Annotated in this window: 29 protein-coding genes and 1 riboswitch; of the genes, 24 read left to right on the top strand and 5 right to left on the bottom strand. The window is 48.8% G+C overall.

Annotation, left to right across the window (positions count from 1 at the left end; genetic code table 11):
- Window positions 1-333 precede the first annotated feature (333 nt).
- The 4 genes from EXW96_RS28280 (at window position 334) to EXW96_RS07610 (ending at window position 2,940) form a co-directional block, all read left to right on the top strand.
- Window positions 334-705, top strand: a complete 372-nt coding sequence (locus tag EXW96_RS28280) for a DUF4183 domain-containing protein (protein ID WP_074727571.1) — start codon at window positions 334-336, stop codon at window positions 703-705.
- A gap of 116 nt (window positions 706-821) precedes the next feature.
- A complete protein-coding gene (locus EXW96_RS07600; protein ID WP_054817893.1) occupies window positions 822-1,211 on the top strand; it encodes a DUF4183 domain-containing protein in 390 nt (129 codons plus the stop codon).
- 306 nt (window positions 1,212-1,517) lie between these two features.
- Window positions 1,518-2,387 carry a transposase gene (locus tag EXW96_RS07605; protein WP_254611176.1) on the top strand — a complete coding sequence of 290 codons (870 nt, stop codon included), beginning with the start codon at window positions 1,518-1,520 and terminating at the stop codon, window positions 2,385-2,387.
- Between the two features lie 46 nt (window positions 2,388-2,433).
- Complete coding sequence (locus tag EXW96_RS07610; RefSeq protein ID WP_054820364.1) at window positions 2,434-2,940, top strand: hypothetical protein; 507 nt, start codon at window positions 2,434-2,436, stop codon at window positions 2,938-2,940.
- Between the two features lie 111 nt (window positions 2,941-3,051).
- Here the strand turns inward: EXW96_RS07610 and EXW96_RS07615 are convergent, their stop codons facing one another.
- Window positions 3,052-3,252 carry a hypothetical protein gene (locus EXW96_RS07615; protein ID WP_054817894.1) on the bottom strand — a complete coding sequence of 67 codons (201 nt, stop codon included), beginning with the start codon at window positions 3,250-3,252 and terminating at the stop codon, window positions 3,052-3,054.
- A gap of 229 nt (window positions 3,253-3,481) precedes the next feature.
- A riboswitch (cyclic di-GMP riboswitch) is annotated at window positions 3,482-3,564 on the top strand.
- A 173-nt stretch (window positions 3,565-3,737) separates the two neighbouring features.
- On the opposite strand from EXW96_RS07615, the gene EXW96_RS07620 reads away from it, so the two are divergent.
- The gene (locus EXW96_RS07620; RefSeq protein ID WP_171005896.1) at window positions 3,738-4,340 is read left to right on the top strand and encodes a sigma-70 family RNA polymerase sigma factor; all 603 of its coding nucleotides are present in this window, start codon (window positions 3,738-3,740) and stop codon (window positions 4,338-4,340) included.
- A 99-nt stretch (window positions 4,341-4,439) separates the two neighbouring features.
- Here EXW96_RS07620 and EXW96_RS07625 read toward each other — a convergent pair whose 3' ends face one another.
- On the bottom strand, window positions 4,440-4,775 hold the full coding sequence (locus EXW96_RS07625; RefSeq protein WP_174350264.1) for a hypothetical protein: 336 nt from the start codon (window positions 4,773-4,775) through the stop codon (window positions 4,440-4,442).
- Between the two features lie 46 nt (window positions 4,776-4,821).
- On the opposite strand from EXW96_RS07625, the gene EXW96_RS07630 reads away from it, so the two are divergent.
- The 4 genes from EXW96_RS07630 (at window position 4,822) to EXW96_RS07645 (ending at window position 9,962) form a co-directional block, all read left to right on the top strand.
- Window positions 4,822-5,787: an amidohydrolase family protein gene (locus tag EXW96_RS07630; protein WP_174350432.1), complete on the top strand. Its 966-nt coding sequence runs from the start codon at window positions 4,822-4,824 to the stop codon at window positions 5,785-5,787.
- Between the two features lie 40 nt (window positions 5,788-5,827).
- Complete coding sequence (locus EXW96_RS07635) at window positions 5,828-6,292, top strand: DinB family protein (RefSeq protein WP_074727531.1); 465 nt, start codon at window positions 5,828-5,830, stop codon at window positions 6,290-6,292.
- A gap of 417 nt (window positions 6,293-6,709) precedes the next feature.
- Window positions 6,710-7,459, top strand: coding sequence for an IclR family transcriptional regulator (locus EXW96_RS07640; RefSeq protein WP_054817905.1), 750 nt, complete (start codon window positions 6,710-6,712; stop codon window positions 7,457-7,459).
- Between the two features lie 319 nt (window positions 7,460-7,778).
- Complete coding sequence (locus EXW96_RS07645; RefSeq protein ID WP_174350433.1) at window positions 7,779-9,962, top strand: malate synthase G; 2,184 nt, start codon at window positions 7,779-7,781, stop codon at window positions 9,960-9,962.
- A gap of 78 nt (window positions 9,963-10,040) precedes the next feature.
- On the opposite strand, the gene EXW96_RS07650 is transcribed toward EXW96_RS07645, so the two are convergent.
- Window positions 10,041-10,970 carry a LysR family transcriptional regulator gene (locus tag EXW96_RS07650; protein ID WP_174350265.1) on the bottom strand — a complete coding sequence of 310 codons (930 nt, stop codon included), beginning with the start codon at window positions 10,968-10,970 and terminating at the stop codon, window positions 10,041-10,043.
- A gap of 75 nt (window positions 10,971-11,045) precedes the next feature.
- Between EXW96_RS07650 and aroC the strand changes: the two genes are divergently transcribed.
- The gene (gene aroC, locus EXW96_RS07655; RefSeq protein ID WP_137670261.1) at window positions 11,046-12,101 is read left to right on the top strand and encodes a chorismate synthase; all 1,056 of its coding nucleotides are present in this window, start codon (window positions 11,046-11,048) and stop codon (window positions 12,099-12,101) included.
- A gap of 75 nt (window positions 12,102-12,176) precedes the next feature.
- On the opposite strand, the gene EXW96_RS07660 is transcribed toward aroC, so the two are convergent.
- Window positions 12,177-12,359: a benzoate/H(+) symporter BenE family transporter gene (locus tag EXW96_RS07660; RefSeq protein ID WP_254611277.1), complete on the bottom strand. Its 183-nt coding sequence runs from the start codon at window positions 12,357-12,359 to the stop codon at window positions 12,177-12,179.
- A gap of 51 nt (window positions 12,360-12,410) precedes the next feature.
- On the opposite strand from EXW96_RS07660, the gene EXW96_RS07665 reads away from it, so the two are divergent.
- On the top strand, window positions 12,411-12,875 hold the full coding sequence (locus EXW96_RS07665; protein ID WP_174350267.1) for an HAAS domain-containing protein: 465 nt from the start codon (window positions 12,411-12,413) through the stop codon (window positions 12,873-12,875).
- Window positions 12,876-13,078: 203 nt separating this feature from the next.
- On the top strand, window positions 13,079-14,002 hold the full coding sequence (locus EXW96_RS07670; protein ID WP_174350268.1) for a DMT family transporter: 924 nt from the start codon (window positions 13,079-13,081) through the stop codon (window positions 14,000-14,002).
- Window positions 14,003-14,119: 117 nt separating this feature from the next.
- Here the strand turns inward: EXW96_RS07670 and EXW96_RS07675 are convergent, their stop codons facing one another.
- Window positions 14,120-14,305: a small acid-soluble spore protein H gene (locus EXW96_RS07675; RefSeq protein ID WP_054817908.1), complete on the bottom strand. Its 186-nt coding sequence runs from the start codon at window positions 14,303-14,305 to the stop codon at window positions 14,120-14,122.
- Window positions 14,306-14,488: 183 nt separating this feature from the next.
- Between EXW96_RS07675 and EXW96_RS07680 the strand changes: the two genes are divergently transcribed.
- The 12 genes from EXW96_RS07680 to EXW96_RS07730 all read left to right on the top strand — a co-directional run bounded on the left by EXW96_RS07680 (window position 14,489) and on the right by EXW96_RS07730 (window position 25,432).
- Window positions 14,489-15,412 (top strand): AEC family transporter, encoded by a 924-nt coding sequence (locus EXW96_RS07680; protein WP_174350269.1) that lies wholly within the window; start codon window positions 14,489-14,491, stop codon window positions 15,410-15,412.
- An 83-nt stretch (window positions 15,413-15,495) separates the two neighbouring features.
- A complete protein-coding gene (locus tag EXW96_RS07685; protein WP_062409044.1) occupies window positions 15,496-15,720 on the top strand; it encodes a cold-inducible protein YdjO-related protein in 225 nt (74 codons plus the stop codon).
- A gap of 215 nt (window positions 15,721-15,935) precedes the next feature.
- Window positions 15,936-16,784 (top strand): pirin family protein, encoded by an 849-nt coding sequence (locus EXW96_RS07690; protein WP_137670266.1) that lies wholly within the window; start codon window positions 15,936-15,938, stop codon window positions 16,782-16,784.
- 149 nt (window positions 16,785-16,933) lie between these two features.
- Complete coding sequence (locus EXW96_RS07695; RefSeq protein WP_174350270.1) at window positions 16,934-17,257, top strand: NIPSNAP family protein; 324 nt, start codon at window positions 16,934-16,936, stop codon at window positions 17,255-17,257.
- Window positions 17,258-17,424: 167 nt separating this feature from the next.
- A complete protein-coding gene (locus tag EXW96_RS07700; RefSeq protein ID WP_174350271.1) occupies window positions 17,425-18,111 on the top strand; it encodes a PIG-L deacetylase family protein in 687 nt (228 codons plus the stop codon).
- On the top strand, window positions 18,083-18,835 hold the full coding sequence (locus EXW96_RS07705) for an acyl-[acyl-carrier-protein] thioesterase (protein WP_174350272.1): 753 nt from the start codon (window positions 18,083-18,085) through the stop codon (window positions 18,833-18,835). Before EXW96_RS07700 ends, EXW96_RS07705 begins: the two co-directional genes overlap by 29 nt.
- 583 nt (window positions 18,836-19,418) lie before the next feature.
- On the top strand, window positions 19,419-20,561 hold the full coding sequence (locus EXW96_RS07710; RefSeq protein ID WP_062409042.1) for an ABC transporter substrate-binding protein: 1,143 nt from the start codon (window positions 19,419-19,421) through the stop codon (window positions 20,559-20,561).
- A 74-nt stretch (window positions 20,562-20,635) separates the two neighbouring features.
- Window positions 20,636-21,526, top strand: a complete 891-nt coding sequence (locus tag EXW96_RS07715) for a branched-chain amino acid ABC transporter permease (protein WP_062409041.1) — start codon at window positions 20,636-20,638, stop codon at window positions 21,524-21,526.
- Between the two features lie 35 nt (window positions 21,527-21,561).
- Window positions 21,562-23,367, top strand: a complete 1,806-nt coding sequence (locus EXW96_RS27370; RefSeq protein ID WP_254611278.1) for a branched-chain amino acid ABC transporter ATP-binding protein/permease — start codon at window positions 21,562-21,564, stop codon at window positions 23,365-23,367.
- A complete protein-coding gene (locus EXW96_RS27375) occupies window positions 23,309-23,461 on the top strand; it encodes an ABC transporter ATP-binding protein C-terminal domain-containing protein (RefSeq protein ID WP_254611279.1) in 153 nt (50 codons plus the stop codon). The genes EXW96_RS27370 and EXW96_RS27375 overlap by 59 nt, the downstream gene beginning before the upstream one ends.
- Entirely contained in the window at window positions 23,448-24,152 is a 705-nt protein-coding gene (locus EXW96_RS07725; RefSeq protein ID WP_174350273.1) for an ABC transporter ATP-binding protein, read from the top strand. The genes EXW96_RS27375 and EXW96_RS07725 overlap by 14 nt, the downstream gene beginning before the upstream one ends.
- Before the next feature lie 110 nt (window positions 24,153-24,262).
- The gene (locus tag EXW96_RS07730) at window positions 24,263-25,432 is read left to right on the top strand and encodes an iron-containing alcohol dehydrogenase (protein WP_062409040.1); all 1,170 of its coding nucleotides are present in this window, start codon (window positions 24,263-24,265) and stop codon (window positions 25,430-25,432) included.
- The last annotated feature ends 11 nt before the right edge of the window (window positions 25,433-25,443 follow it).

Below are 25,443 nucleotides of genomic sequence, written 5' to 3' on the forward strand. Positions count from 1 at the left end.
ATACAATCCATTTTATTTTTATACAACTATAAGCTATGCCGTTGCCTGTACCATTGGTCCATTTTTTACTTATAAGGCCATCGTGGTTAAGAACCCATCCTTTCCGTAACATTTTCACATAAAATAAAGCAAAATACTTTCGAACTGCTTTAAGGGAGGAGGGAGGAGCGTTTATTGGACTATACCGACAAACGACAATTTAAAAAACATGGTAAACGTAGAAGTGCGGTTGTTTGTGTGCCGGAAAGGAAAAAAAGGATAAGGCGAAACCAAAAGGTTCCTTGCCGGAAAAGAAAAAGGAAGTGCAAGAAAAAGATCATCGTAACAAGAATCGTGTATAAACAGGGTCCGCCCGGACAGCAGGGGCCACCTGGACAGCAAGGTCCTCCGGGGGACGCTTCCATTCGTATCATACCTGATGTAAGGAGATACTTTTTCGTAGCGGATACAGACATCGATCTTTCCAATACCCAAATGATTCCCGCCAATCGATTTATTAACGATGATGGGGAACCAGTAAACGAATTCGTAGAGCTGGGCGATGAGGGGTATTATAATTTATATGTGAATGCCGTATTACAAGAAGGAAAGATATATAACGTAAACCCCAATGCTTTAACGATATATTCCAATGAAGAAGTGATTTACGCAAGTACTTTAATCATTTTAGAAGCGGTAGGCTTCTCGATCAAACGGATTCACTAAAGGGTGATTTAAACGATGATCCACATGCCTGCGCCCGATTTCTAATAAATGGGTCATTAATCTAAGAAATTTATGATAAGTAGAAATATAATAATCATAGAATGGGAGGTGAGGAAATGGCACTGAGAATTTTGAAAATTTTTGCTTCGGCGACTACGACAACAACGACGGAAACAGTACCTACGGTGGAGCGGTTTTTTTATGAAGTCGCGGCACAGGTAACAGCCGGAAATACATTGACGATTGCTGTAGGAGATTTTGAGACCGATGCTGGTGTAGCTGCTACCTCGCTGCCGGCACTCGCTACGAACAATAGTTACGTCAATGTGTTTGTCAATGGTATTTTAGTAATGAACAACCTGGTGACGTATACGGATGGCGCGGCAGGACAGCTTGAGATTGAAGTACCGGTAGGATCCGAACCTATTGAGGCGACTACTCCCGTAGTATTGGAAGTGGTCAATTTCGCCCCTTCATCTACTTCCACTACAACGGTTATAACCTAATTCCCGATCGGTTATATGAACGGAAGATCAACAATAATTTTATAGCACTCCGCGGAGTGTTTTTTTTCTACGGCGGCATGAATAACTAACAGGATCTTCCTAACGGTTTGTCGAAGTAATTACGGTCAAAATTTCCAAAGGAGTTGACCCGCATTGCTTTCCAAAAACCGTCTGCGTCCACAACGGAGAATATACTTTAGACCTGAACATAAGAATTGTCCTCACTGCCAACAGAAATTACGTCGTTCACATACAGCATGGAATAAGAAAATCGCCACATTGAAAGAAGTCGTTCACGTTTGGAGCATGGCCTACCATTGCGAAAATCCAGATTGCCCGAAGCCAGGTGTATACTACAAATCGGCGGAAGCAGAAGCAATAAGCATGAAGCATTCTCCTTACGGCTTCGACGTTGTTTGCCTAGTTGGTGAACTTCGCTTCAAACGGCATATGACCCGCAAGGAGATTGCGGATGAATTGAACGCGAGAGGTGTTCAGACATCCGAACGGAGCGCACAAAATCTGTATGAACGGTATCAAACATTGCTTGCTGCTAGTCTTACTGAACATACGAAGAAAGTGCTGGCTGAAGTCACAGAACAAAACGGCGGTATTATCTTGTCTATGGATGGCGTCCAGCCAGAGAAAGGCAATGAGACACTTTATGTAATTCGTGAAGTATTCAGCGGTACTGTCTTAATAGCAAAAAACATGAAAAGTGGTTCATCTGCCGAGTTACAAACGCTCATCCAACCGATCATCGAGCAAGGCTATCCGATCGTCGGTATTGTTAGTGATGGACAGCAATCCATTCGTCTAGCGATGGAGACGCTTTTGCCCGATGTGCCTTATCAATATTGCCAGTACCATTATTTAAAAGACATCGCGAAACCGGTTGTTGATGTCGATCGAAAGTTAAAGACCGAGCTCAAGAAAAGCATGCGCGGCATTCGTGAAGTCGAGCGGAAAATCGAACAGTCGGATTCACAAGAAGCAAGCATCGCGAAGGGTTACGTTGCTGCCGTACGTGCATTGCTCTTGGAAGACGGAAATCCTCCATTAGATTTACCCGGTATGCGTATCTATGAACAGGCCCAAGCCATTCAAGCGTCCCTTCAAAAATGCTTGGATAAAAAAGGGGGCCACCCTACTTCAAAACGTTTTCAGAATATTTAGTAAAGTCGATTCCCTTCAGCAACAATACGAGAAAGTCGCTCGCTGGATGAAGCCAATCCGTCACATTGCAGAAATCCTTGAACCCAGCATGGATAAGACAAGCAAGACAGTTGAATGGGAAATGACAAAGCTGTTGGATTGGGTTCGGCTTTCCTATACCGAAGAGAATGATCTGGAAATGGTTAACAATCTCCTTAGTTACAGCAAGGGATTCTGGAAGGGACTCTTCACTTGCTACGATCATTATCATGTGCCAAGAACGAACAACGATCTGGAACGCTTCTTCCGAGCTACGAAGACACGACACCGTCGGATGACCGGGCTACGCAACTGGAACGAATACATCTTACGGAATGGTGAGATGGTTGTGCTCGTTGATGATGGACTTAAACAGGAAAACCTAATCGCCCGTTTAAGGATGGTCGACTACACAAGCTACAAGAAACAGAAAGAAAAATGGAATAACCGGTTGAGCGATAGTGTTATGCGCAAACGGTTTAAACGCGATCCACAAAATTATCTTAAAAATTTAGAAAACCAATGGCTCAAATAACATGTATGTTATTCATGCCGCCGTAGTTTTTTTTTGCTGACTAAGCTGACATTTTTATGCTAAAAAATAAACCGACACGAGCTGCGAACAGCCTTTGCCGGTTTATTAAAACTAGCCGGATTGATTTTGTCTTGTGCGGCCGCCATTGATATATCCTCTTGCGATGCGTGAGGCCCGAAAGGTAGAAACGACAACCAGAGTCTCCTCCCGGGTCATGCTCCGGCCTTCATAAGAAAAGTCGGATAAATCGGCGATTTGCTCGTCCGTATATTTGTCGAATAAGTCAATTAACAATTCAATGTGTTGATCCATGTCATGGTTCTCCCCGGGTTGTTTTAATTACGATTATATTACATAAGGCAATGAGATCCGTCAACTTGTCTTATTTAATTGTTGCCGGACAAATGACGGATAAGAAATTTGTATAATTTTAAAAAGATAATTTGTTTTTATTGACAATTATTTTGATAACATGTTACTTTGGACATGGTATTAATTCCCTATCCGGTTTTTATTCGGGAAAGATGTTTTCATATATTGACATTGATAAAGGCATACTTATCGAAAGATAAGGACGCAAAGCCACGGGTCTAAGGCATAAGCTATGACAGCCGGGTTGCCAATGGGTAGCACAGGACCCTTTGGGGTCCTTTTTTATCCATTTCCGACATTCAAGACCAAAAGGACGACCTCGTAAGCGCTAGAGAAAATCTCTCTTCTCTCCGGCGGTTCGTCCAATGATCATGATATCCGGTTGCAAATAAAATCAACAAAAGAACAGGAGGATGACTTCAATTATGGATGAATTCACGGATGCCGAGTTGGCCGCTTGTGTAATTCAAGGCGACCAGAGCGCATTCAACTCTCTGCTAAGTCGTTATCTTCCGATGATTTATTATTGCAGCAAGAAGTATTATGCTCCAGGTCTCATGCGGGGAGATATGAATCAAGCCGGATGTATCGGGTTATTTATCGCTTGTAAAAGGTATAACCCCGCCAAAGGAATGGCGTTTTCGGGTTTCGCGAAGATGCATATCAAGCATTATATCATCAACGCCGTAAAAGCAGCCTTAAGAAAAAAACAGCAGATTTTAAATCAAAGCGTGTCGTTGGATGAAAGTCCTTTCTGCGATCAAGAAAGGACCAGCCGTTATGAACTCATCCCCCATTTCACGCCATCGGCGGAAGAAATATTTATGAATAAGGCAAGGAATAATGAGTTGTTCGACTTGATAAAAACGCATTTAACGCATTTGGAGAGGGCAGCGGTTTTGGGTTTGCTGGATGGTTTGGTCTATAAAGAAATAGCTGACTTGCATGGCGTGGGTAATAAATCTATCGATAATGCGTTGAAAAGGGCTAAAGGGAAATTGAGAAGCGCTCTTTATAACAATGCATAGTTTTGCAGGAGCAGTGCTTTGGCGGACAGGGCACAGGACATAAGACAAGCCCAAGGGAGCAGGAACTCCTTTGGGCATTTGCCGTTGGAGGTCGGGCGTTTAAATAACCAGCAGAACCAGTGCCAAAAAGAGAAAAAAACCTAAGGTGTATAGAAGGTTCCATGCTGCGATTCGAAATGTGCCTTGTCGGATAATAACGGAAAACATATTCAGCGTTCCGCTAAAAGGGCCGATGGAAAACGTCATAACGGCGCCCCCTACCAAAGCAATGGCCAAGTGCTCGGCCGAAATTCCCAACGCCAGGGGATTCATCGCTTCCGCCAAAAGGGTGATCGCTGTGATGGGATGCATTCCTATGAAGCCGAACCCGAGTGTGATCAAAGGGACGATGAGCAAAAAGAGGCTGGAACCAACCGCGTGATTGAATTGCAGCATAGATTCGATAACGTAATGTGGTCGCTACCACGGGTTCACCAACAATATCCCTTATCCCAAGGGCAATCCGGGCGGAACGCGGACGGACTCCTGGCCTCCTAACGGTCAGATCCCCGGCTCCGACCTCAACTTCATGCGGGAGCAGCTGCTTGATCCCTTGAATTTGGAGTGCGGCATTCTCAACTGCCTGTACCGGGTCGGGGAGCAGCTTAACGACGAATACGGCGCTGCGCTGGCCCGTGCGGTCAACGACTGGCAGATTGCCGAATGGCTCGATAAGGAGCCGCGGCTGCGCGCTTCCATTGTCATCCCGTATGAGAATGCCGAACTATCGGTGGAAGAAATCAACCGGGTCGCCGGCCACCCCGGTTTTGTCCAGGTTCTGATTATGCCGCGTACCCGGGAGCCGATGGGCCGGCGGAAATATTGGAAAATTTATGAAGCGGCGGAAAGCCACGGTCTGCCGATCGCCGTTCATTTTGGCGGATTAGGCGGTAACGCAACGACCTCCTCCGGGTTTCCTTCGTACTACATCGAGGACCATACCAATATGGCGCAGGCATTTCAATGCCAGGTGATCAGCATGGTATGCGAAGGGGTTTTTGAACGCTTCCCGAACCTGCGGACGGTGATGCTGGAAGGGGGATTCGCCTGGGTGCCTTCGCTGATGTGGCGGCTGGATAAGCATTGGAAGCGTCTGCGCGAGGAAGTGCCTTTCCTAACGCGTAAGCCGTCTGAATATATCGGCGGACATATGCGTTTTACGACGCAGCCGATGGAGGAGCCGCCGGTGGCCGAATATCTGCTTCAGGTCATCGGGCATTTGGGCTCGGACGAGATGCTGATGTTCGCGACAGACTATCCCCACTGGGATTATGATGCGCCGGATCTGACGTTCCCGCCCAAATTCCCGGAGGCGTTAAAGCAAAAGATTTTTTATGATAACGCCCGCTCGTTCTATCGACTTTCCGATACAGCTTGCCCTTCAGTCTGCGGCAGGTTACTATGGTAAAGAAGCATCATCCAATTTGGCGGTTCAGGGGGAGAATCGAATGGAGCACATCGTTTTCAACCAGATCGAACTACATCGAAGCCGTACATTAGAGCTCGTTACCGGATTGTCCGAGAGTCAGGCGGATATCATACCGGAAGGCTTCAACAACAACATCCGCTGGCATTTGGGGCACATATTGACCACTCAGGAGAGGTTTGCATACCGTTTAATCGGAGAACCGCTCGGGTTACCGGAGGAGTTGATGAACATGTTCCTCAACGGTACGAAACCGGCTGACTGGCAAACCGCCCCTCCGGATTTGCCGTCTCTCATCAAGCTCTTGCAGGAACAGCCGGGCCAAATCCGGCAGCGTCTGCAAGGAAGGCTGGAGCAGCAAATCACGGTTCCGTTTAAAGACTTCAAGCGGCATGACGAAGCGCTGCTGTTTGGCACCTGTCATGAGGCGATGCATGCAGGCTATATCATGGCCCTTAAACGAGCGGCGGCCGTCGCTCAAAGATAACGGAGACCAAAGCCCGGTGGAGCGGCATCCTCTGTCGGGCTTTGTGGCTTTGTGCAGAGAGTCGGACGATTGGCCGGCCTGCCGCCAAGACGGCTTCATATCCTTTATTGAAATGGATTAGTTTTCTCATTTCTTTATGTCTGTTGTGTATAAGCTTGTTCATGCCGGCCAAGAAAAGGTGACCATTCCTCCGGATCTCCCCAGACGTTTCCCCTCTGCAGTTCCATACCCATTCGACTCTTTCGGGACAGCATTACCCTGTTGCACAAACTGTCTTCTGCGGCGGCCGCACCCATCACGCCCCGGGCATTCGTTATCAAGATCAGTACATTGACTGTTGCCCGAAGCCGTGATAGGCTTAACATCATACAAGTCAAAATACCGAATAACGTTTATTATATCGAAGGAAGTGAACTCATGGAGCAAAAATATGCCGTTCCGGCTCTGGATCGGGCGCATGCGGTACTGACGCTGCTAACCGAGGAGCCCTACAAATGGAAGCTGTCCGATCTGTCCAAGCATTTGGGCATCAGCAAGAGCACGCTGTACTCTCTTCTTCTGACCATGGAACGTTTGCATTGGATCCACCGGGACCGCAACGAGACTTATGCCCTTGGAAGCGCCTTGGGCGATTTCGGGAGTGCTTATTTCCGCCAGTACGACCTTGTTGAAGAATTCCGGCGAACCGCCGAGCCGGTGATGCGCAAGCTTCAGGAATCGGTTCAGCTGGCTCGCTTAGATGGGAGCGATGTACTGTATCTGGCCAAATTAGAAGCGCCGTCTCCGGTACAAATGGTATCCGGGCCCGGGGTCCGGTTTCCGGCACATGCGACGGGCTTGGGAAAAATTCTGATGTCCGACATGGATGCCGAACAGGTCCGCCGCATATTTCCGCAGGAAACGCTGCATAAAGTTACCGTGCATACCATCGGCTCCCGGGAGGCGTTCCTGCAGGAGCTGGAAACGGTCCGCCGCAACGGATATTCCTTGGACATTCAGGAGGGGGTAATGGGATTTTGCTGTGTGGCTGCACCCGTTCGCCGCCGCAGCGGCGAGATTATCGCGGCGGTCAGCTGCTCCATGCCCATCCATCACTGGGAAGGAAAGAGAGAAGAGGCGATCCGTGAAATTCGCGCATTAGGGCAGCGGTTGTCAACAAGTATGTAAGATGAATGATCAGATCAAGCCACAGTCTGACAATCATTCCGATCCCAAGCCAGAGAGGGAAAGGGATGATTGTTTTTTTTGCCGAAAACTCATTGACACAAACTAAAAACTGTGGGAAGATAATGTCAAGGCTAAATAAAGAACGTTGTTCAAAATAATGAACAAGGAGGGCGGATAGTGATGATGCCGGGATTTGACAAGGCACAGCTGCAAACGATTTCGTTCGTGAATCGACGGGAGAGATCTTCACGAGCCGTTGGAAGGCCGAGGATTCAAGTGAGAGCTAATCAATCATTTGATAAATAAAGGAGAATGAATGATGGTACAATATGTGAAAACAGGAAATCTTCAAGTTGCTCCGGCCCTTTATCACTTTATTAATTCCGAAGCTTTACCCGGCAGCGGGGTGGATCAGGAGCGGTTCTGGTCCGGTTTTGAATCCTTGATCCATGATTTGGCACCCAAAAACAAGGCGTTATTGAAAAAACGTGATGAAATCCAGCGATTGATAAATGAATGGCATAAGGAACATAAAGCAGGGTTTGAATTCGAAAAATACAAGGCGTTTTTGCAGGAAATCGGTTATCTGGAGCCGGAAGCAGAGGATTTTCAGATTACCACCCAAAAGGTCGACGATGAAATTGCGCGGCAGGCGGGTCCGCAGCTGGTTGTGCCGGTCAATAATGCCAGATATGCGCTTAACGCCGCGAACGCGCGCTGGGGAAGCCTGTACGACGCTCTGTACGGAACGGATGCGATTGATGATGAAGGAGGAGCTCAGCGTACAGCGGATTACAACCCGGTTCGTGGCGAGAAGGTCATCGCCTACGCCAGAGATTTTCTCGATCAAGCGGCTCCGTTAGCAAAGTCTTCACATCGGGAAGCCGTCCGGTATTCGATCGTTGAGGGGCAATTGGCCGTTTCGCTTCGCAGCGGAGAGACTACCGGACTCCAGGATGCTTCCAAGCTTGTGGGGTATCAGGGAAGTCCCGAGGACCCTTCGGCCGTATTGCTTCAAAATAACGGGCTGCATTTTGAGATTCAAATCGACCGTAACCATCCTATCGGCCGAACCGATCAGGCCGGCGTGAAAGACATTCTCCTGGAAGCTGCGTTAACGACGATCATGGATTGTGAAGACTCGGTTGCCGCTGTCGACGCCGAGGACAAGGTATTGGTATACGGCAATTGGCTGGGGCTGATGAAGGGGAGCTTGTCCGCTACCTTCCCGAAAGGAAATAAAACCGTCACACGGACGCTCAATCCCGACCGGTCATATACGTCTCCTGCAGGAGAGGAATTCACCTTGCCCGGCCGTTCCCTGTTGTTTGTCCGTAACGTAGGACACTTGATGACGATTGATGCGATCCTGGACCGCAATGGCGAGGAGATTCCCGAAGGGATTTTGGACGCGGTTGTAACGGGTCTCATCGGCAAGCATGATCTTTTAAGAAACAGCCTGTACCGGAATTCGCTCCAGGGCTCCATCTATATTGTCAAACCGAAAATGCACGGGTCCGAGGAAGTGGCATTTGCCAATGAGCTTTTTGACCGTGTGGAAGATCTGCTCGATTTGGAACGCAATACGCTGAAAATCGGGGTGATGGACGAGGAGCGCCGCACGTCTCTAAACCTGAAAGCGTGTATTCACGAAGTAAAGGATCGCGTTGTGTTTATCAATACCGGGTTTTTGGACCGTACGGGAGACGAAATTCATACTTCGCTGGAAGCGGGACCTATGATTCGGAAAAACGCGATGAAATCATCCCGGTGGCTGCAAAGCTACGAGAAATCGAATGTGAGCATCGGACTGGCAACCGGATTACAGGGCCGTGCCCAGATTGGCAAAGGGATGTGGGCCATGCCGGACCTGATGAAGGATATGCTGCAGCAAAAAATCGGCCAGCTGCAGGCCGGCTGCAATACGGCGTGGGTGCCTTCCCCTACAGCGGCTACCCTGCATGCCCTCCATTACCATCAAGTGAATGTAACGGAAGTTCAAAATCAATTGAAGCAAGCGATTAAAGATTTCCGGGATGATATTTTGGTCATTCCCGTAGCCGAAAACCCCGAATGGAGCCCTGAAGAAATTCAGCAGGAGCTGGACAATAATGCACAAGGGATTCTGGGCTATGTAGTTCGCTGGGTAGAGCAGGGGATTGGCTGCTCCAAGGTACCGGATATTAATAACGTGGGGCTGATGGAGGATCGTGCCACCCTGCGCATTTCCAGTCAACACATGGCTAACTGGCTGCACCACGGGATTTGTACGAAGGAGCAGATCGTAGAGACCATGCAGCGTATGGCCAAGGTGGTGGATGAGCAGAATGCCGGTGATCCTGCATACCGTCCGATGGCTGCCGACTTTGAACACTCCGTGGCATTTCAGGCTGCCTGCGAGCTGGTGTTTAAAGGATACGACCAGCCAAGCGGTTATACGGAGCCGATCCTGCACCGCCGCCGCAAAGAATTTAAGGCGAAGATCGCTGTACAGAACGCTTGATTTATAAATCGTTAACGTGATCCCGATCATTCATTTGTTGAATGGTCGGGATTTGTTGTGTACAGCGGCGCGAGCGAATCAAGAAGCCGTAAGCAGCTCCATAAACCGTGCGGCAATGAGAGACGGGGAATGTTCGCGCAGCATGGCTATTCCAACGGCACGGGGCGGGATCGGCTCGACCGTTTGCAGCTCGAACAGCTGTCCGGCATCCAGTTCTTGCTGGACAAAGGACCGGGTCACGAAGGCGGTGCCGTAGCCGCGCCGGGCCAGCTCAACCAGCATCTCCATACTGTTCAATTCTATGTCCGCCTCAACCTTATAGCCCTGTGCGTGCAGCCACTGCTCCACGAATAGTCTGGTGCTGCTTTCCGAGGACAGCAGGAGAAGCGGGATTTCCGCTAATTGTCCGGTTGTAATCGGCTGCCCGGATAGCGCACGATAGGCATTCCCTACGACAAAACAATCCTGGATGTCCAGCAGCGGCTTCACCTCCAGGCCGGGATCATCCACGGGAAGATGGACGAGACCCAATTCAATTTGCCCGTCCTTTAACCTTTTTCCGATATCGGCGGTTTTGCCTTGCGAAAGACGGATACGTACTCCGGGATAATCGGCATGGAACTGATCGAGTGCGGGCAGCAGCAGATGCCTAATGAACGGTCCGCTTGCGCCGATCCGCAGCTCGCCGGCTGTCAGGCGCCTGAGAGACTGAATTCGTTTCTCTCCGGCATCCAGCAGGGCAAAGGACTGTTCCACATATTCGAACAGAGCGCGGCCTTCCGATGTTAAATTCACCCCTTTGGAAAGACGATCGAACAGCTTTACTCCCAGAGTCTCTTCTAATTGTTTGATCGCATAACTAACCGAAGGCTGGGTAATGTGAAGCGCTTGTGCGGCTTTGGTCAAATTACCGAGCTTGGCGGTATACAGAAATATGCGATACCACTCCATCGTTACTGTTTTGATATAGAACACCTCTATGACATGATTAAAATATTGTGATTTCATTTATTTCATGAGTGAAATTATAATGGAACCAGTCGAAGGTGTCAAAAGGATTCAAAATACCAAGGGGGAAAGGCGATGGCAGGAAGTTCGTTCGGTGATTTTCTGAAAATCACGACGTTTGGGGAATCTCACGGAGAGTCGATCGGAGTGATTATTGACGGGGTTACGCCCGGAGTGGAAATAGACGAGCAGTACATTCAGATTCAAATGGACCGGAGAAAACCGGGGCAGTCCTCCGTAACGTCTCCCCGCAAGGAATATGACCAGGTATATATTCAATCCGGGGTCTACGAGGGCAAAACGACAGGAACGCCGCTTTTTATCACGTTATACAATAAAGATATGAGACCCGAGGCTTATCGCGATATTCAGCATTCCTTCCGGCCGGGGCATGCCGACTTTACGTATTTGAAAAAATACGGCATCCGGGATCATCGGGGAAGCGGCAGAGCATCGGGCAGAGAGACGGCCGCGAGAGTGGCTGCGGGTGCCGTGGCGCGCAAGCTGCTTGAGCGCAGAGGCGTCAGCGTCGTAGCCTATACGAAGGCCATTGGCGGAATCGAATGCGCCGCCTTTATTGAGGATCAAATCGAACGCAATGCGGTCAGAGCCTGCGACCCGGAAGCGGCGGTTCGGATGATAGAGAAAATTGAAGCTTTGGCGGCGATCGGGGATAGCTGCGGCGGCATTGTGGAATGCAGGATTCGGGGGGTGATCCCGGGCTTGGGAGAGCCGGTGTTTGACAAGCTTGATGCGGATCTTGCCAAAGGGATGCTATCGATCGGCGCTGTAAAAGGAATCGAATTCGGAGCCGGATTTGAGGCAGCCGGAATGCTGGGCAGCGAGCATAACGACCAGATGAACGCGTCCGGTTTCTTAAGCAACCACTCGGGGGGCATTCTCGGAGGAATCAGCACCGGGGAAGAAATCATCTTCAGGGTTGCCATTAAGCCGACTTCCTCGATATCTGTCCCCCAGCAAACGATCCGTACCAGCGGAGAAGAACAAGTCATTGTGACGAAGGGCAGACATGACCCGTGCATTTGCCCGCGAATTGTCCCTGTAGTCGAAGCCATGGCCTGCCTTGTCATCGAAGACCACTTTAAGCGTCATGCGGCTCTGCATCACTAATATCGCAGCAAAAAAGGGGATGTCCCTCAGCCTTTGCAGCTTGGGGCAATCCCTATTTTCCTTCCAGCGGCCTTTCTAACGTTTTTTCGCTTCTCTAAAATATATACCCTCACCCAATATTTTCGCCGAAAACACGCCGAACACCAGAGACCACACCGGAGCGGCAATTCCCAAAAAAGATACGTTCGATACGGCGATCGCAAACGCAAACACGGTGGAATAACGGTAGGAGGACTCGGAAAAAGCCGACGAGTTCAAGTAAGGCACCTCCGGCATCAACTGTGTTCTATTATAAAATCCTCTGAAGATGTGTTTGGAACAAATCCCAAATCCTATTGCGACGAATTAATGAAGGAAATTCCCAAACGCACGATGCGGGAGCGGGTCAAGCTTATGTTTCTGATTCCGCTCCTGCTGCTCCAATGGAAGCTGATTGAAGGCTTCGGCGGTACGCTTCTGCTATCGCTCTATGACCTCGTCGGATACGTTATCGTATCCTTGGTCGTCATGGGTGTCATGTGGATTGTACTTCGCAAAACGGCATTCAAGCCGAACAAGGCGGCGGTCTGGATGATTTTCGGCCTTGCTCTCTGGTCGATTATGATTTTTATCGGGTTAGAGCTTGCCGGAAGACATGTTTGGCCGGAGGGTCCGCACATTGAAATGCATGGAACTTCCGCCTATGTATTGGCTGCCGCAGGTTTGGTGATCATCCTCGCCTCTCTTTTTTGGACCAGCTTTAAGAAGCTGTACCGAAGACCAAAACAAAGCTGAAATGGCAGGGGAAACGGGCTGCATATATTTTAACGCATACAAGCTAGCAAAAAGCCGATTAGGGGAGATAATGAAGATTTATGAACCAATCCAAGGCTAAATCCGTTTTCCGAGTCATTTTCCTTGTTCGACAGGACCTGGAAACGGGAGTATGATTCGGAGTGTCGGTTTATTTCTTGTTAGATGAGGAGACGAAACGGTTCATGATTCGTTCATATCTACTCCTGCTTTTTTGCGTTACTTGCTGGGGGAGCAATTTTGTATTCGGTTCGATATTGGTGAATGAATTTCCGCCCCTGCTTCTAGCGGCACTTCGATTGACCATGACGTCCTTATTTCTTGTCGCTTATGCATGGAGCACCAAAAAGCTGAAGTACCTGAATCCGCGGGATTACTTGCTGCTCATTCCGCTGGGCTTTATCGGAACGCTGCTCAATCAGGCAGCTTTTTTTACTGGGCTTGAAACGGTTAACGCTACAACAGCCTCACTGATCCTGTCCCTTGCACCAATTACGATCGCTTTGTTGGCGTCGGTGTTTTTAAAGGAAGCCATTACCGGGCGCATGATCGCAGGGTCCATCGTGGCGATTCTGGGCATATTCTTTGTAGTAGGGAAATCCAACGGGTTGAATGTTTCTATAGGCATTGTATACATCCTATTTGCTATGCTTACTTTTGCCGTATCCATCATCATGATGCGTAAATTGACAGAGCGGATCGATCCATTTGTTGCTACGGTATATTCGACTGTGATCGGTTCCGGTATGGTGATCCCGGTAGCGGTCATCAAGGAGCCCTTAAACCATGTCAGTCCCCATCTTTGGGCTTGGGTGATGCTTATCGCAACGGCTATTGTGATGCAGGGCTTGTGCGGTTTAATCTGGAACATGCAGCTCAAGCGTGTAGGTGCGGGCAAAGCATCCATATTTTTGAATCTGCAACCCTTTGTAGCCATGATCGCCGGTTTTGTTCTCCTGGGCACACCGGTGACCGCCATTCAAATCTTCGGATCTATATTTATAGTCGGGGGCGTTGTGCTGGCCACATCCCGCAAAAAAGATAAAGCGGATGCTATGAAGCATCCGATATCTGCGCCTAAACCGGCATCTGTCCCCAAAAGTCCATAATCCATTCTGAACCCCCAGGATAAAAAGCAAGCATAGCCAGTAAGCCGTGATTCCGGCGTGGCTATGCTTATTTTGCTGTTTTGTTCGGCTTCTTCCTTGCCCATTCAAATCAAGGTTTTATTCCTCATGCTCTTCCAAAAGGTCTAATGGAACACTTTGTTCATTTTCAGGCTCGTTGAGGGGGTAGATCCTGGCTGTTTCTGTCTGCTCATCTACTTGTTGAATATAAATGGGAACCCCCTGATAAGTGACATTGGCCATAACAGGAGAAGAAGCAATCTCACTGGCTCGCGATTTGTTCATCGTCCTAACCTCCATTTATTTTAATTAACGGATATTAATGTGTTCTTTAAATGAAATTATTATTCTTGAAGCTCTTTCTTATAGGACGCAGCTATCGGGCTTATTGAAAATTCATCTTAGACGAACGCTTGTTAGTGGTATTATATTGAGTAGGAATTGAACTTAATAGAAAGGATGCCCGGCATGTTTCAGACGGTTGTTTCAACTCTGTTTCAAGTTATTGTGCCGCTGTCCGTTCCCGTTATTGCGGGAGCCCTCCTGGGACGGTACAGAAATCTGGAAACGAAGCCCCTCATGACCCTGTATTTATATTTTTTAAGTCCGGCTCTGATTTTGGATACGTTGAATCGTGCGAATCTTTCTTTTGACGACATCTACAAGACGCTTGCCTTCTGTATTCTCAATCTGATATTGATGTGGGCCGTTGCCAATGGATTAGGCAGAATCCTGAAATGGTCCTCCTCTGAAATCGCAGGCCTGACTTTGATCTCTACATTCACGAATGCTGTGAATTACGGGCTTCCGCTCGTTTTGCTCGCTTTTGGAACGCTCGGATTGGAAAAAGCATCGATTTACGTCATTATCCAAATGATTATCGTGAATACGATAGGGATCTATTTTGCCGCCCGTTCCCAGTTTTCTGTGAAAAATGCCATTCAATCCGTATTTTCACTTCCGGCGATTTATGCGGCGATGTTGGCAGTCGTACTGCGGACTTTAGACGTGGATTTGCCGGCGGGAATTGAAAAAGGGGTCTCGCTGGTTGCTGCGGCTTATTCCCCGGTAGTATTGGTCATATTAGGGGCGCAAATGGTCAGCGTAAAGAGCGCCGAGATGGATGCTAAGCTGCAGACCCCGTTCTGGATGGGGATGACGGTACGATTGCTCGTGGCCCCGGTTGTGGCCTGCTTCGTGTTATATGTACTGAACATCGAAGGCATCTTGTTTTCGGTTATGCTGCTTTTGGCTTCGATGCCCGTGGCCGTCAATGCGGTGATTTTAGCGGAGAGATTTAACGCCTCGCCCAGGGTCGTTTCGAAGTGCATTCTATGGACCACGCTTGCTTCCTTTATCGTATTGCCTGTTATGATTGCACTTGTGAAATAAATGGGTAAGGGACTTGCATTTTGGCCCTCATATGTACCATAATAAATAGTCAACATTTTTGGGAAGGTGGGTTAATCACAAGTATGTCAACATCGACTTCTGAGGCACAGACACAAGAAATGAAGGAAATCCAGATTTGGAAATGCAAAGACAGCGAATGCAACGCCTGGATCCGGGATGAATTTGTAACGGAGGCCGCTCCCAGCTGTCCGCTATGCAGCAGCATGATGGAACAAAGTAAAAAACAGGTTCCGCTGGCCGTTAAAAAAGTGAGAAAAACGTTTATTATGGGAAAAAGAAGATTCTAGCACTTATCTTAATACATAACGAAGAAGCCGACGGCATGCTGCCCGTTCGGCTTCTTCCTTTTCCGGGCGGAGAGAGCATCTTCTCCTAAGAACGCCATCCAATTAGCAGAATATTATATAGTAACTTGATAAAAGTAAGTAATATTTATATAATGATCCTAACACCTTGCTTTCGATCAACCGCTAATGCGAACAAATAAGGGAGGCATCCGTTCATGAACGATCAAGCTCATGTATTCCAGCGGGATATTCACCGTGTCTGGACTGCGAAGAAAAACCGGATTAGTCCGACTCATCAGAACAGCTTCATCCTGGAGCCGGGGCATTGGCAGGAATATGATCCATTCCTGATGCTTGCCGAGGACTGGTTTCAAAGAGGCTCATTCGATAACCATCCACACCGCGGCATCGAAACCGTTACGTATGTGATACAGGGAAGGCTTGAGCATTACGATAGCCAAACCGCAGGTAAGGACGAGCTGCTCCCCGGCGACGCACAGTGGATGACGGCCGGGCGCGGAGTGATTCATAATGAAGATCCTGCCGAGGGTGAAACCGTTCATTCCCTTCAGCTTTGGGTCAATCTGCCCAGCGGGGATAAAATGATGGAGCCGCGATATCAGAACCTTCGAAGCGCGGATATGCCCTTGCGGGTGGAGGAAGGAGCGACGATCCGCGTATTCTCGGGCTCATCGGGCGGTGTAGCGTCCCCGACGAAAAACGTTGTTCCCATTACGATGGTGGAATTGAATGTAGAACCGGATGCCTCCGTAAAGCAGGATCTGCCCGGCTCCTATAATGGTTTTATATATATCCTGGAAGGGGAAGGGTTGTTCGGGAAGGAACGTACAAAAGCCGGCGAAGGCCAGGTCCTGTGGCTGGGTTCTGCAGGGAGCAGCCGCGAGAGCGAGGTTGAGATCACGGCCGTCACCAGGCTCCGTGCTTTGTTGTACGCGGGACAACCGCTGCACGAGCCCGTCGTCGCCCACGGCCCGTTCGTCATGAACACGATGGAGCAAATTCGTCAAGCCTACGAGGATTACCGTAACGGAAAATTTGTGTAAGGCGCTGCAGCTTCTATGAATTTTGATTATTTGCCCGGCGGAGAAAGTCGTCTATAATAAAACAAGTAAGGACAAATCCTGATGACCTGACCTGGAATGCGCAAACAACGTGATTTGGCCGGACCTATTATTGAGAGGAGAAATGTGATATGCTTTATGAACTCCGTATTTACCATATTCATCCAGGAAGAATGCAGGCAATCAACGACCGGTTCTCCAATCACACCTTGCGTATTTTTGCAAAGCACGGTATCAAGGTTATCGATTTTTGGGAGGATATCAACCCTGAGCATAACCGGCTTTATTATGTCCTTGAATTTGCGGATAAGGAAGCACGCGAAGCGGCATTTAGCGCTTTCCAAAGCGATCCCGAATGGCAGAAGGTCAAAAGCGATTCCGAGAAAGACGGCCCGATCGTAAAGAAGCTGGAAAGCATTTTCCTTAAACGGGTGCCCTATTTCACCCGCGGGTAGCGCCTCAAACGACTTTACCGGAAGCCCGTTATCTTCTTGATGTATAAAAATATACGATCCGCCCTGCTTTAAAGAGAGGCTCCGGCTTATCTTGGAAAGGGGCGGATTTTTTCGTAGCATGACTTCAACGCCTTCATGGAATATAATAATGTAAGGAGGCTGATGAAATGAGTCAAACCGTAGGGTTTATCTATGCTCATCCCGACGATGAAACTTTTCTGAGTGCATGCCTGATCAGGCAGCTTGCGGATCAAGGTCATCGTACGGTTCTTCTCCTGGCCACGAAAGGGGATGCCGGTCAAAAGAACGGTTACGCCAGCCATTTAAGCAACGGGGAATTGGCTGAGGTCAGGGTCAAAGAAATGGAGAAGGCCGCCGAAATCCTGGGACTGTCTGCAGTCGAGCATCTAGGGTTTCCCGACGGCAAATCGAATACTGTGGATGAAAACATATTTATTGACGGCATCGTCAACTTCGTAAATAAATATGAACCGTCGATGCTGTTCACCTTTCCGGCAGACGGCGGAAACTTCCATCCTGATCATATGACCATATCCAAAATGACAACGGCCGCCGTATTAAGCGGAAGATGCCCGTCGGTAGGCCGGCTTTATTATGCCATGTCCAATACGTTAATGGAGAACGGTTACAAGCCCTCCATCGTCATAGATACCGAACAACAGTGGCCCATGAAGGCGGAGGCGCTAAAAGCGCACAAGTCTCAAATCTTTGCGATTGAACGTTACTTTGGGAAGCTGGATTCGTTTCCGGAAAACCGTCGGTACGAATTGTTTGTACTGGCTTGGGAAAAAGGGAGGATGAACCATGCGGGGCTCGTGGAAGGACGACTATAAGATCAGCTCGGATTATACCGATTTCAGGGCCCAATGCCGTCTGTCCTCTTTATTGGCTTTAATGCAAAGAGCAGCGGATGCCCATGTGGACGATATGGGAGTTCCTTGGCAGGAGATGAAGGACAGCGGAATGGGCTGGATGCTGATCACTTTGGACATTGAGTTCAAGCGAATGCCCCGGATATTGGAGACGGTCTCCATCCAAACCTGGAATAAGGGAACGAAGGGGGTATTATGGTTACGGGATTACCGCGTGCGGGATGCGGACGGGAACCTGATGATCGAATCCAGATCGGTATGGGCCCTTGTCGATGTGGGAAAGAGAAAAATACTTCGTCCCTCCGCGTTTCCGTATCGGCTGGATGTTCACGCCGAAGAATCCATTGGCGATGTGCCCGATAAAGTGCAGGTTCCGCCGGATGTGCTGCTTTCCGAAGCTTATCGGATGCAGGTGCGCTACAGCGGAATTGATGCTAACGGACATTTGAACAATTCCCGTTACGCAGATATTTGCCTGGATGCTCTTGACGAAGAGGAGTTAAAACTATCGCTGCACAACTTTCGGATTACATACCACAATGAAGCGCGAATGGGAGACGACATCCTGGTGCTAAGGTCGGATCTAAGCGAAGGAAGCATTTATTTCAGAGGGGAATCCACGGAAGGCAAGCCTTTTTTTGAGGCTTGTCTAGTTGTCGGATTGCAAGAGAAGAGCAGTCTATAACGTTCAAAGTTATAGACTGCTCAGGGGGATGTCCCATAAGTCACCGAGGTGACTTATGGGACATCCCCTTTTTGTTGTGCCCTAAGATTTGGTGAAAGAAAATGGATGTGGTTCCAATAAGGATCAGAAGCAGTCATTGTTTGGGACTCGGGCGGTACAATTTCCGCCAAATATGTGACCATAACAACATTGAGTCCCCAAAACATGATAACCAAGGCCTATATGAGATAGATCCAATGGTTTTAGTTCACCACGAAGGCATCTCCTGCGTTGAATTTTGAAAATAAAAAAGGCTGCGGCCGCTTCAAACCGCATTCCTTATCCTTACTTCATTAAAGCATATTTTAGTTTAAAAGGGAATATTTGAATAAAAACAGAGCCTTCATTGTGCTGTAAAAAAAACAATTGACAAAAAATTGAAGTCAGAATATATTAAATAATATCGTTAATCGATAATCTATAAAATCCAATTTGAAAGCGCTTAACAAAAGGTGGTGAGGTATAACTTATCATATTCTACAGCTGTGAAAAAAAGTCGGAGCAGGCGATTAAAAAATAAGTGATGTCAGAAGGGGTGTAACCATTGAAAAAACGGATTCGCGCAATACTGGGCATGTGTTTGGCGGCAAGCATGATCATTGTATCCGCATGCGGAAGCAGTAGCGGAGGCGCAGGTGATCAAGGCGAAGTGATTAAAATCGGTATGGTTGCCGACCTGACGGGCAAATCCGCACTCACCGGCGAGTTTAAAAAACGCGGCGCTCAGATTGCGTTAGACGAGATTAACGGGGCCGGCGGTGTAGATGGTAAGAAGATAGAACTGGTGGTCGAGGACGATCGCGGTACGAACGACGGTACGGTATCCGCATTTCAAAAATTAATCTCCGACCCGGATATCGTGGCGATCATCGGTCCGATCACGAGCACCAATGCACTCTCCATCAATGAAATTACCAAGAAAACAGGCATTCCCGTCATGATCGGCGGCACAAATGTCAATTTAACCACCGAATTGAAAAACCAATGGTTTTTCCGTTTCAGACCGAGCGACGCTTATTCCGCCAAGACGATTGTCGATTTCTCGACGGACAAATTAGGGAAAAAGAAGGTCGCTATTGTGTATGATACCGATGCATTCGGCACGGCGGGCAAAGACATGCTGGTCGCTGAATATAAGAATAAGGGAATTACGCCGGTCCTTATTGAAGGCTATACCGCGAATACCAAAGACTTTACTCCGGTACTGGAAAACATCCGCAAGTCCGGTGCGGACGTCATCAACGGCTTTATGACGGCTTCCGCGGATGTGGCCCAATTGGTCGTTCAGATGAGACAGCTTGGCATTCAGGCGGAATTTGTTTCTTCAGCGGCGGGGGCCCAGACGACGACGCTCAAATTGGCGGGTGACAAATTAAACGGGATATATGGTGTGAATGATTTTGCGCTGGATCAAAGCGAGGAGACCAAAAGGTTCGTTGAAAACTTCAAACAGAAATATACGGATGTGCCGGATTTATTTTCAGGCTGGGTGTATGATGCCCTGCATGTGCTGGCCAAAGTCATGGCGGAAAAAGGGACTTCTCCCGATCAGATCCGCGAGGGAATTTTAGCCGTGAAGGGACATAAAGGGGTTGAAGGGGAATATAACTTTGATCCAAACGGCGACGGCCTGCACTCCTACACTGTCGTTCAGGTCGTAAACGGTGAAATTGTAACCGTAAAATAAAGCGAACCAAAGGCTGAATTCGGCAGGCGGCCCATGCCGCCGGATTCGGCCGATACTCGAGGAAGGGGAAGTTTATGGAACTGTTCAATATGCCCCTGCAGCTTCTGGTCAGCGGGATGGCGATAGGAAGCATTTATGCGCTTGTGGCGCTGGGATTTGTGTTGATCTATGTATCCGTGAATGTGGTGAACTTCGCCCAGGGCGAGTTTACGATGATGGGTGCATTCGTCGCTTTTACCCTTGTGGTTTCGCTTAATCTGCCCATATGGGTTGGCCTTATTCTCGGGACGCTCATTGTCGGCGGAATCGGGTACTTGTTTCAGTTGACCGTTTACCGTCCTTTTGCCAAACGGAACAAAGCGTTCTTGGCGGTAATGATCAGTACGCTCGGCGCTTCCATGATCATCCAAAATATTTTCCTGCTCGGTTATGGCGCAGTGCCTTTGAAGCTGCCGCCTTTATTTGCAACGGACACGATCAACATCGGAGACATCGTCGTATCCGTCCAGTATCTTGCGATCCTTTGCTGCGCGATTGTTCTGCTGATTCTGCAGTACTTGTTATTTGAAAAAACACGATTGGGCAAAATGATGCAGGCTACTGCACAGGACCCGGAGACCGCCAAACTGATGGGCATTAAGGTTTCCCATATGCAAGCGCTGACATTCATCTATAGCGCGGCCTTGGGAGGAGCGGCCGGCATTCTCGTTGCTCCGGTGTTTATGATTAGCCATACGATGGGCGCGATCATCGGCTTGAAAGCTTTTGCCGCCGCAATCGTGGGCGGGTTGGGCGATGTCAAAGGCGCCATTATCGGAGGCCTGATGATTGGCATCGCGGAAACCTTTGCCGCCGCCTATATTTCCGGACCTTATAAAGACGGCTTTGCGTTTTTGTTCCTGATCCTTTTCCTGATCTTTAGACCTTACGGGATTTTTGGAGAAAAAGTCGGAATGAAAGCCTGATGCCCTGATGCAATACATGAGTAGGGAGTGTGTCTATGCAAACCAAAACCATGCAAACCCAATCGATACAAAGCAGTAGCGGTATGGAAAAAGAACTGAAAAGCTTAAAGCCGGCGCAGCCCATTTTCATTGTAGTGGGTCTGGTGCTTGTCGTTTTTGCCTTTTGTCTCCCTTTTTTACTGCCGGGGGGACGCCTGGGCAACTACTATATGACGGAATTATTGCGGACAACGGTATTTTGCTTTGCTACGCTGGGATTGACGGTAGGGATGGGGTATGCCGGACAAATCTCGCTGGCCCAAGCGGCCTTCTTCGGATTGGGAGCTTATTCTCTTGCATCAACGACGGTGCTGTTCGGCTTGCCGTATTGGGCCGGAGTCGTATTGGCCTTAGTCATTCCGGTCGTAACGGGATTATTCCTGGGCGCGATCTCTCTTCGGCTGGTCACCCACTATCTGGCGTTAGTTACGATAGGATTTCAAATCATTATCCAGCTTGTGCTTCATAACTGGAAAGGGGTTACCGGCGGTGCCGACGGATTAAGCAGCATTCCCCGTCCGTTCGGCATAGAGGATGCAAAATGGTTCTACTGGTTCTGCCTGGCCGTTTTATTCCTGTGCATCCTCTTTGTTTACCGTTTGAAACATTCAAGACTGGGGCGGGCATTATTCGCGCTGCGCGAAGATGAACTTGCCGCATCGGTCGCAGGCGTGGACCTGTTCAAAACGAAAATGCTGGCTTTTGCCATATGCTCCACGTTGGGCGGGATCGGCGGAGCTTTGTACGCATCGGGCTACGGCTATATCAGCCCGGATGTCTTTATCTTTGAACAATCGGTCACGTTTTTTGCGATGCTGATTACCGGAGGAGCGGATTCCATTATCGGTGCGCTTGTAGGTACCATATTGTTAACCTGGCTGCCGGAATGGCTGAGGTCTTTTAAAGAATACTATTTGGCGATTTATGGCGGTTTGATTATCGTGTTCCTGATTTTTTTGCCGAACGGGATTTGGGGAGTGGTCAGCGGTCTTTATGGCCGGCTCATCAAAAAGAAAAGCAGGGGCGGCAGTCCGGAAAAGGCCGGCGCGATCAAGTTTGTTGAAGGAAAGAGCCTGTCTTATCTGGAGCAAGCCAATGCTGCAACTCCGATAAGAGAGGATCAAGTGATTTTTGAGGTAAAAGGCTTAAAGAAGCATTTCGGGGGCGTCAAAGCGGTTGACGGCGTTGATTTTAATGTGAAAAAGGGCGCTATTCACGTGCTTATCGGACCGAACGGATCCGGCAAGACGACCGTGATTAACGTATTGAGCGGGATCTACACGGCGACCGAAGGGATTGTCAAATATCGCGAAAAAGAGATCACCAATCATAAGCCTCACCTGATCGTACAAATGGGAGCCGCAAGAACGTTTCAAAATATTCGTTTGTTTCCCGAGCTTTCGGTTATCGATAACGTCATGATCGGCCAGCATACCCGGACCAAAGCGAATCTGTTCCATGTGATGCTGAATTCCAGATCCGCCCGGGAGGAAGAAAGAAAGATCAGGGCCAGGGCGGAAGAAGCGCTCGCTTTTGTAGGGTTCGATAACTATTTTGAGAAAGTGAAGAATCTCTCCTATGGACAACAAAGGCTGGTGGAGATCGCCAGAGCGCTGGCAGCGGAACCCGATTTGCTTTTCCTGGATGAACCGGCTGCAGGGATGAATCCGGAAGAAACGCAGGAGCTGATCAAGCTGATCAAACGGATGAACGAGCTCGGCATTACGATGCTGCTGATTGAACATGACATGCAGCTGGTTTCGCAAGTGGCCGATTACATTACGGTACTGGACTTCGGTTAAAAAAATCAGTGAAGGATCCGTGGAACAAGTATTGAATGATCCGGAAGTGATTAAAGCTTATCTCGGGGAGGAATTTGTGCGTGCTGAGACTTAACGGGATCGAAACAAGATATGGCGAGATTGTTGCGCTTCGCAATGTCTCACTTGAGATCAGGGAAGGGGAAATCGTGGCTCTGCTCGGTATGAACGGAGCCGGCAAGTCCACAACGCTCAAAACGATCTCCGGGCTGATTCGCCCGAAAACCGGAACGATCGAGTTTATGGGGCAACCGATTGATCACATCGCACCGGAAGAAATCGTCCGCCGGGGACTGGTTCATGTGCCTGAGGGAAGAAAAATTTTCCCCGGGCTCACGGTCAGGGAAAATTTAATCCTAGGAGCAACCGGAAGGAAGGTTCCCATGCATATCGTGAATCAGGATATCGAGGAGATTACCCAGATCTTTCCCGATCTTATCCCGTTGATGGATCGGCTGGGGTGGTCGCTTTCCGGAGGGCAGCAGCAGATGTGTGCGATCGGAAGAGGACTGATGGCAAAGCCTAAACTGCTGCTGCTCGATGAGCCTTCCCTTGGGCTGGCTCCGGTCATTGTTCAACATATGTTTCAAGCGATTAAGCAAATCAATCAAAGCGGCACTACGGTGCTGCTGGTCGAACAAAACGCGAGACAAAGCCTGGCCATCTCCCATCGCGGATATGTATTGGAGGCCGGCAGGATCGTGGCCAACGACGATGCCTCCAAACTGCTCGACGAGATTAAAAATGCCTATTTAGGAGCGCATTAATGAAAAGCAAGGGCCAAAAATCATCTTTACGAATGACGGCAATTTTGATATGATTAATTCATTATAGATTATCGATAATCGATAAAAAATAAACAAAAGGTCGTGAACCGATGAACCTCGTCTTGGATTCCTTTGAATTTGGTCTGCATACGCAAATTTACTACGGAGTAAACAAAATTAACGAACTGCCGACGATTATCCGTAAGTACAACTACAAAAAAGTATTGATTTGTACGGATAAAGGGATCGTGCAATCCGGTAATTTGAAGCGTGTGGAAAGCCTGCTCAGCAGTGCGGGAATTGAATTCTTCACTTTCACGGAGGTAGAACCGGACCCTACCATCGAGATTGTGCAGCATGTGAAAAACCTGTATATCGAGAACGGATGCGATGCACTCATCGGTATGGGTGGAGGCAGTTCTATCGATACGGCCAAAGGGGTATCCATTGCCGTCGTGAATGCCGGAGACCTGACTCAATATGAAGGAAAAGACAAAATTCCGAACAAGGGCCCTGAGATCATCACCATACCGACGACGGCGGGCACCGGATCGGAGGTGACCCATGCTACCGTACTAAAAGATAACAAACGCCATTATAAAATGGGGATTCTAAGTCAACACCTGCATGCCAAAGCGGCCATTCTCGACCCTCAATTACTGACCACCGTGCCACGAGGGGTGGCGGCGATCACAGGCATGGACGCGTTAAGCCATGCGATCGAATCGTATACTTCCAATCAGGCGCAGCCGATTACCGAAGCGTTCGGATTGTATGCGATCCGGTTAATCGGACGGCATCTGCGCCCATTCGTGGCACGCAGGGCGGATCTGAACGCCGCATCGCATATGATGCTCGCATCTACGATTGCCGGTGCGGCGTTCATTTGGGGACGAATCGCAGCGGTTCATGCCATCTCGCATCCGCTCGGAGGACGTTTGGGCGTTGCGCACGGCCTTGCCAATTCACTGTTGCTCCCCGTCGTCATGAGATACAACGTAAGCACCAACTATGAGAAGTTCAGAGATATTGCGGTCGCGCTTGGCGAGAATGTGGAAGGCTTAAGCTTGCGCGAGGCTGCCGAACGTTCCATTACTGCGGTGGAACAGTTGATTCACGATTTGGAAATCCCTACGACGTTAACCGCTTTGGGTCTGCATCCATCCGATGACGAGCTGGATGTGATCGCGAAAGAAGCCTTTGAATCCGGGATGACGAGTGCCAATCCGAAGGATTGCACAACGGCGGACTTACGGAGAATGATCGAAAAAATCAGATAAGGGGAATCCAC

This window comes from Paenibacillus sp. JMULE4 (assembly GCF_013337105.1).
In the GTDB taxonomy this organism is placed as follows: Bacteria; Bacillota; Bacilli; order Paenibacillales; family NBRC-103111; genus Paenibacillus_G; species Paenibacillus_G naphthalenovorans.

What these genes read in the sequence shown, in the direction of transcription:
- EXW96_RS07620 (WP_171005896.1), top strand. Translation starts at nt 3,738, where the DNA reads ATGGATGAATTCACGGATGCCGAGTTGGCCGCTTGTGTAATTCAAGGC.
- EXW96_RS07700 (WP_174350271.1), top strand. Translation starts at nt 17,425, where the DNA reads ATGAGTCAAACCGTAGGGTTTATCTATGCTCATCCCGACGATGAAACT.
- EXW96_RS07730 (WP_062409040.1), top strand. Translation starts at nt 24,263, where the DNA reads ATGAACCTCGTCTTGGATTCCTTTGAATTTGGTCTGCATACGCAAATT.
- EXW96_RS07650 (WP_174350265.1), bottom strand. Translation starts at nt 10,970, where the DNA reads ATGAAATCACAATATTTTAATCATGTCATAGAGGTGTTCTATATCAAA.
- EXW96_RS27375 (WP_254611279.1), top strand. Translation starts at nt 23,309, where the DNA reads ATGACATGCAGCTGGTTTCGCAAGTGGCCGATTACATTACGGTACTGG.
- EXW96_RS07695 (WP_174350270.1), top strand. Translation starts at nt 16,934, where the DNA reads ATGCTTTATGAACTCCGTATTTACCATATTCATCCAGGAAGAATGCAG.
- EXW96_RS07705 (WP_174350272.1), top strand. Translation starts at nt 18,083, where the DNA reads ATGCGGGGCTCGTGGAAGGACGACTATAAGATCAGCTCGGATTATACC.
- EXW96_RS07645 (WP_174350433.1), top strand. Translation starts at nt 7,779, where the DNA reads ATGGTACAATATGTGAAAACAGGAAATCTTCAAGTTGCTCCGGCCCTT.
- EXW96_RS27370 (WP_254611278.1), top strand. Translation starts at nt 21,562, where the DNA reads ATGCAAACCAAAACCATGCAAACCCAATCGATACAAAGCAGTAGCGGT.
- EXW96_RS07715 (WP_062409041.1), top strand. Translation starts at nt 20,636, where the DNA reads ATGGAACTGTTCAATATGCCCCTGCAGCTTCTGGTCAGCGGGATGGCG.
- EXW96_RS07670 (WP_174350268.1), top strand. Translation starts at nt 13,079, where the DNA reads ATGATTCGTTCATATCTACTCCTGCTTTTTTGCGTTACTTGCTGGGGG.
- EXW96_RS07605 (WP_254611176.1), top strand. Translation starts at nt 1,518, where the DNA reads ATGGCCTACCATTGCGAAAATCCAGATTGCCCGAAGCCAGGTGTATAC.
- EXW96_RS07625 (WP_174350264.1), bottom strand. Translation starts at nt 4,775, where the DNA reads ATGCTGCAATTCAATCACGCGGTTGGTTCCAGCCTCTTTTTGCTCATC.
- EXW96_RS07640 (WP_054817905.1), top strand. Translation starts at nt 6,710, where the DNA reads ATGGAGCAAAAATATGCCGTTCCGGCTCTGGATCGGGCGCATGCGGTA.
- EXW96_RS07600 (WP_054817893.1), top strand. Translation starts at nt 822, where the DNA reads ATGGCACTGAGAATTTTGAAAATTTTTGCTTCGGCGACTACGACAACA.
- aroC (WP_137670261.1), top strand. Translation starts at nt 11,046, where the DNA reads ATGGCAGGAAGTTCGTTCGGTGATTTTCTGAAAATCACGACGTTTGGG.
- EXW96_RS07610 (WP_054820364.1), top strand. Translation starts at nt 2,434, where the DNA reads ATGAAGCCAATCCGTCACATTGCAGAAATCCTTGAACCCAGCATGGAT.
- EXW96_RS07690 (WP_137670266.1), top strand. Translation starts at nt 15,936, where the DNA reads ATGAACGATCAAGCTCATGTATTCCAGCGGGATATTCACCGTGTCTGG.
- EXW96_RS07675 (WP_054817908.1), bottom strand. Translation starts at nt 14,305, where the DNA reads ATGAACAAATCGCGAGCCAGTGAGATTGCTTCTTCTCCTGTTATGGCC.
- EXW96_RS07685 (WP_062409044.1), top strand. Translation starts at nt 15,496, where the DNA reads ATGTCAACATCGACTTCTGAGGCACAGACACAAGAAATGAAGGAAATC.
- EXW96_RS07635 (WP_074727531.1), top strand. Translation starts at nt 5,828, where the DNA reads ATGGAGCACATCGTTTTCAACCAGATCGAACTACATCGAAGCCGTACA.
- EXW96_RS07615 (WP_054817894.1), bottom strand. Translation starts at nt 3,252, where the DNA reads ATGGATCAACACATTGAATTGTTAATTGACTTATTCGACAAATATACG.
- EXW96_RS07680 (WP_174350269.1), top strand. Translation starts at nt 14,489, where the DNA reads ATGTTTCAGACGGTTGTTTCAACTCTGTTTCAAGTTATTGTGCCGCTG.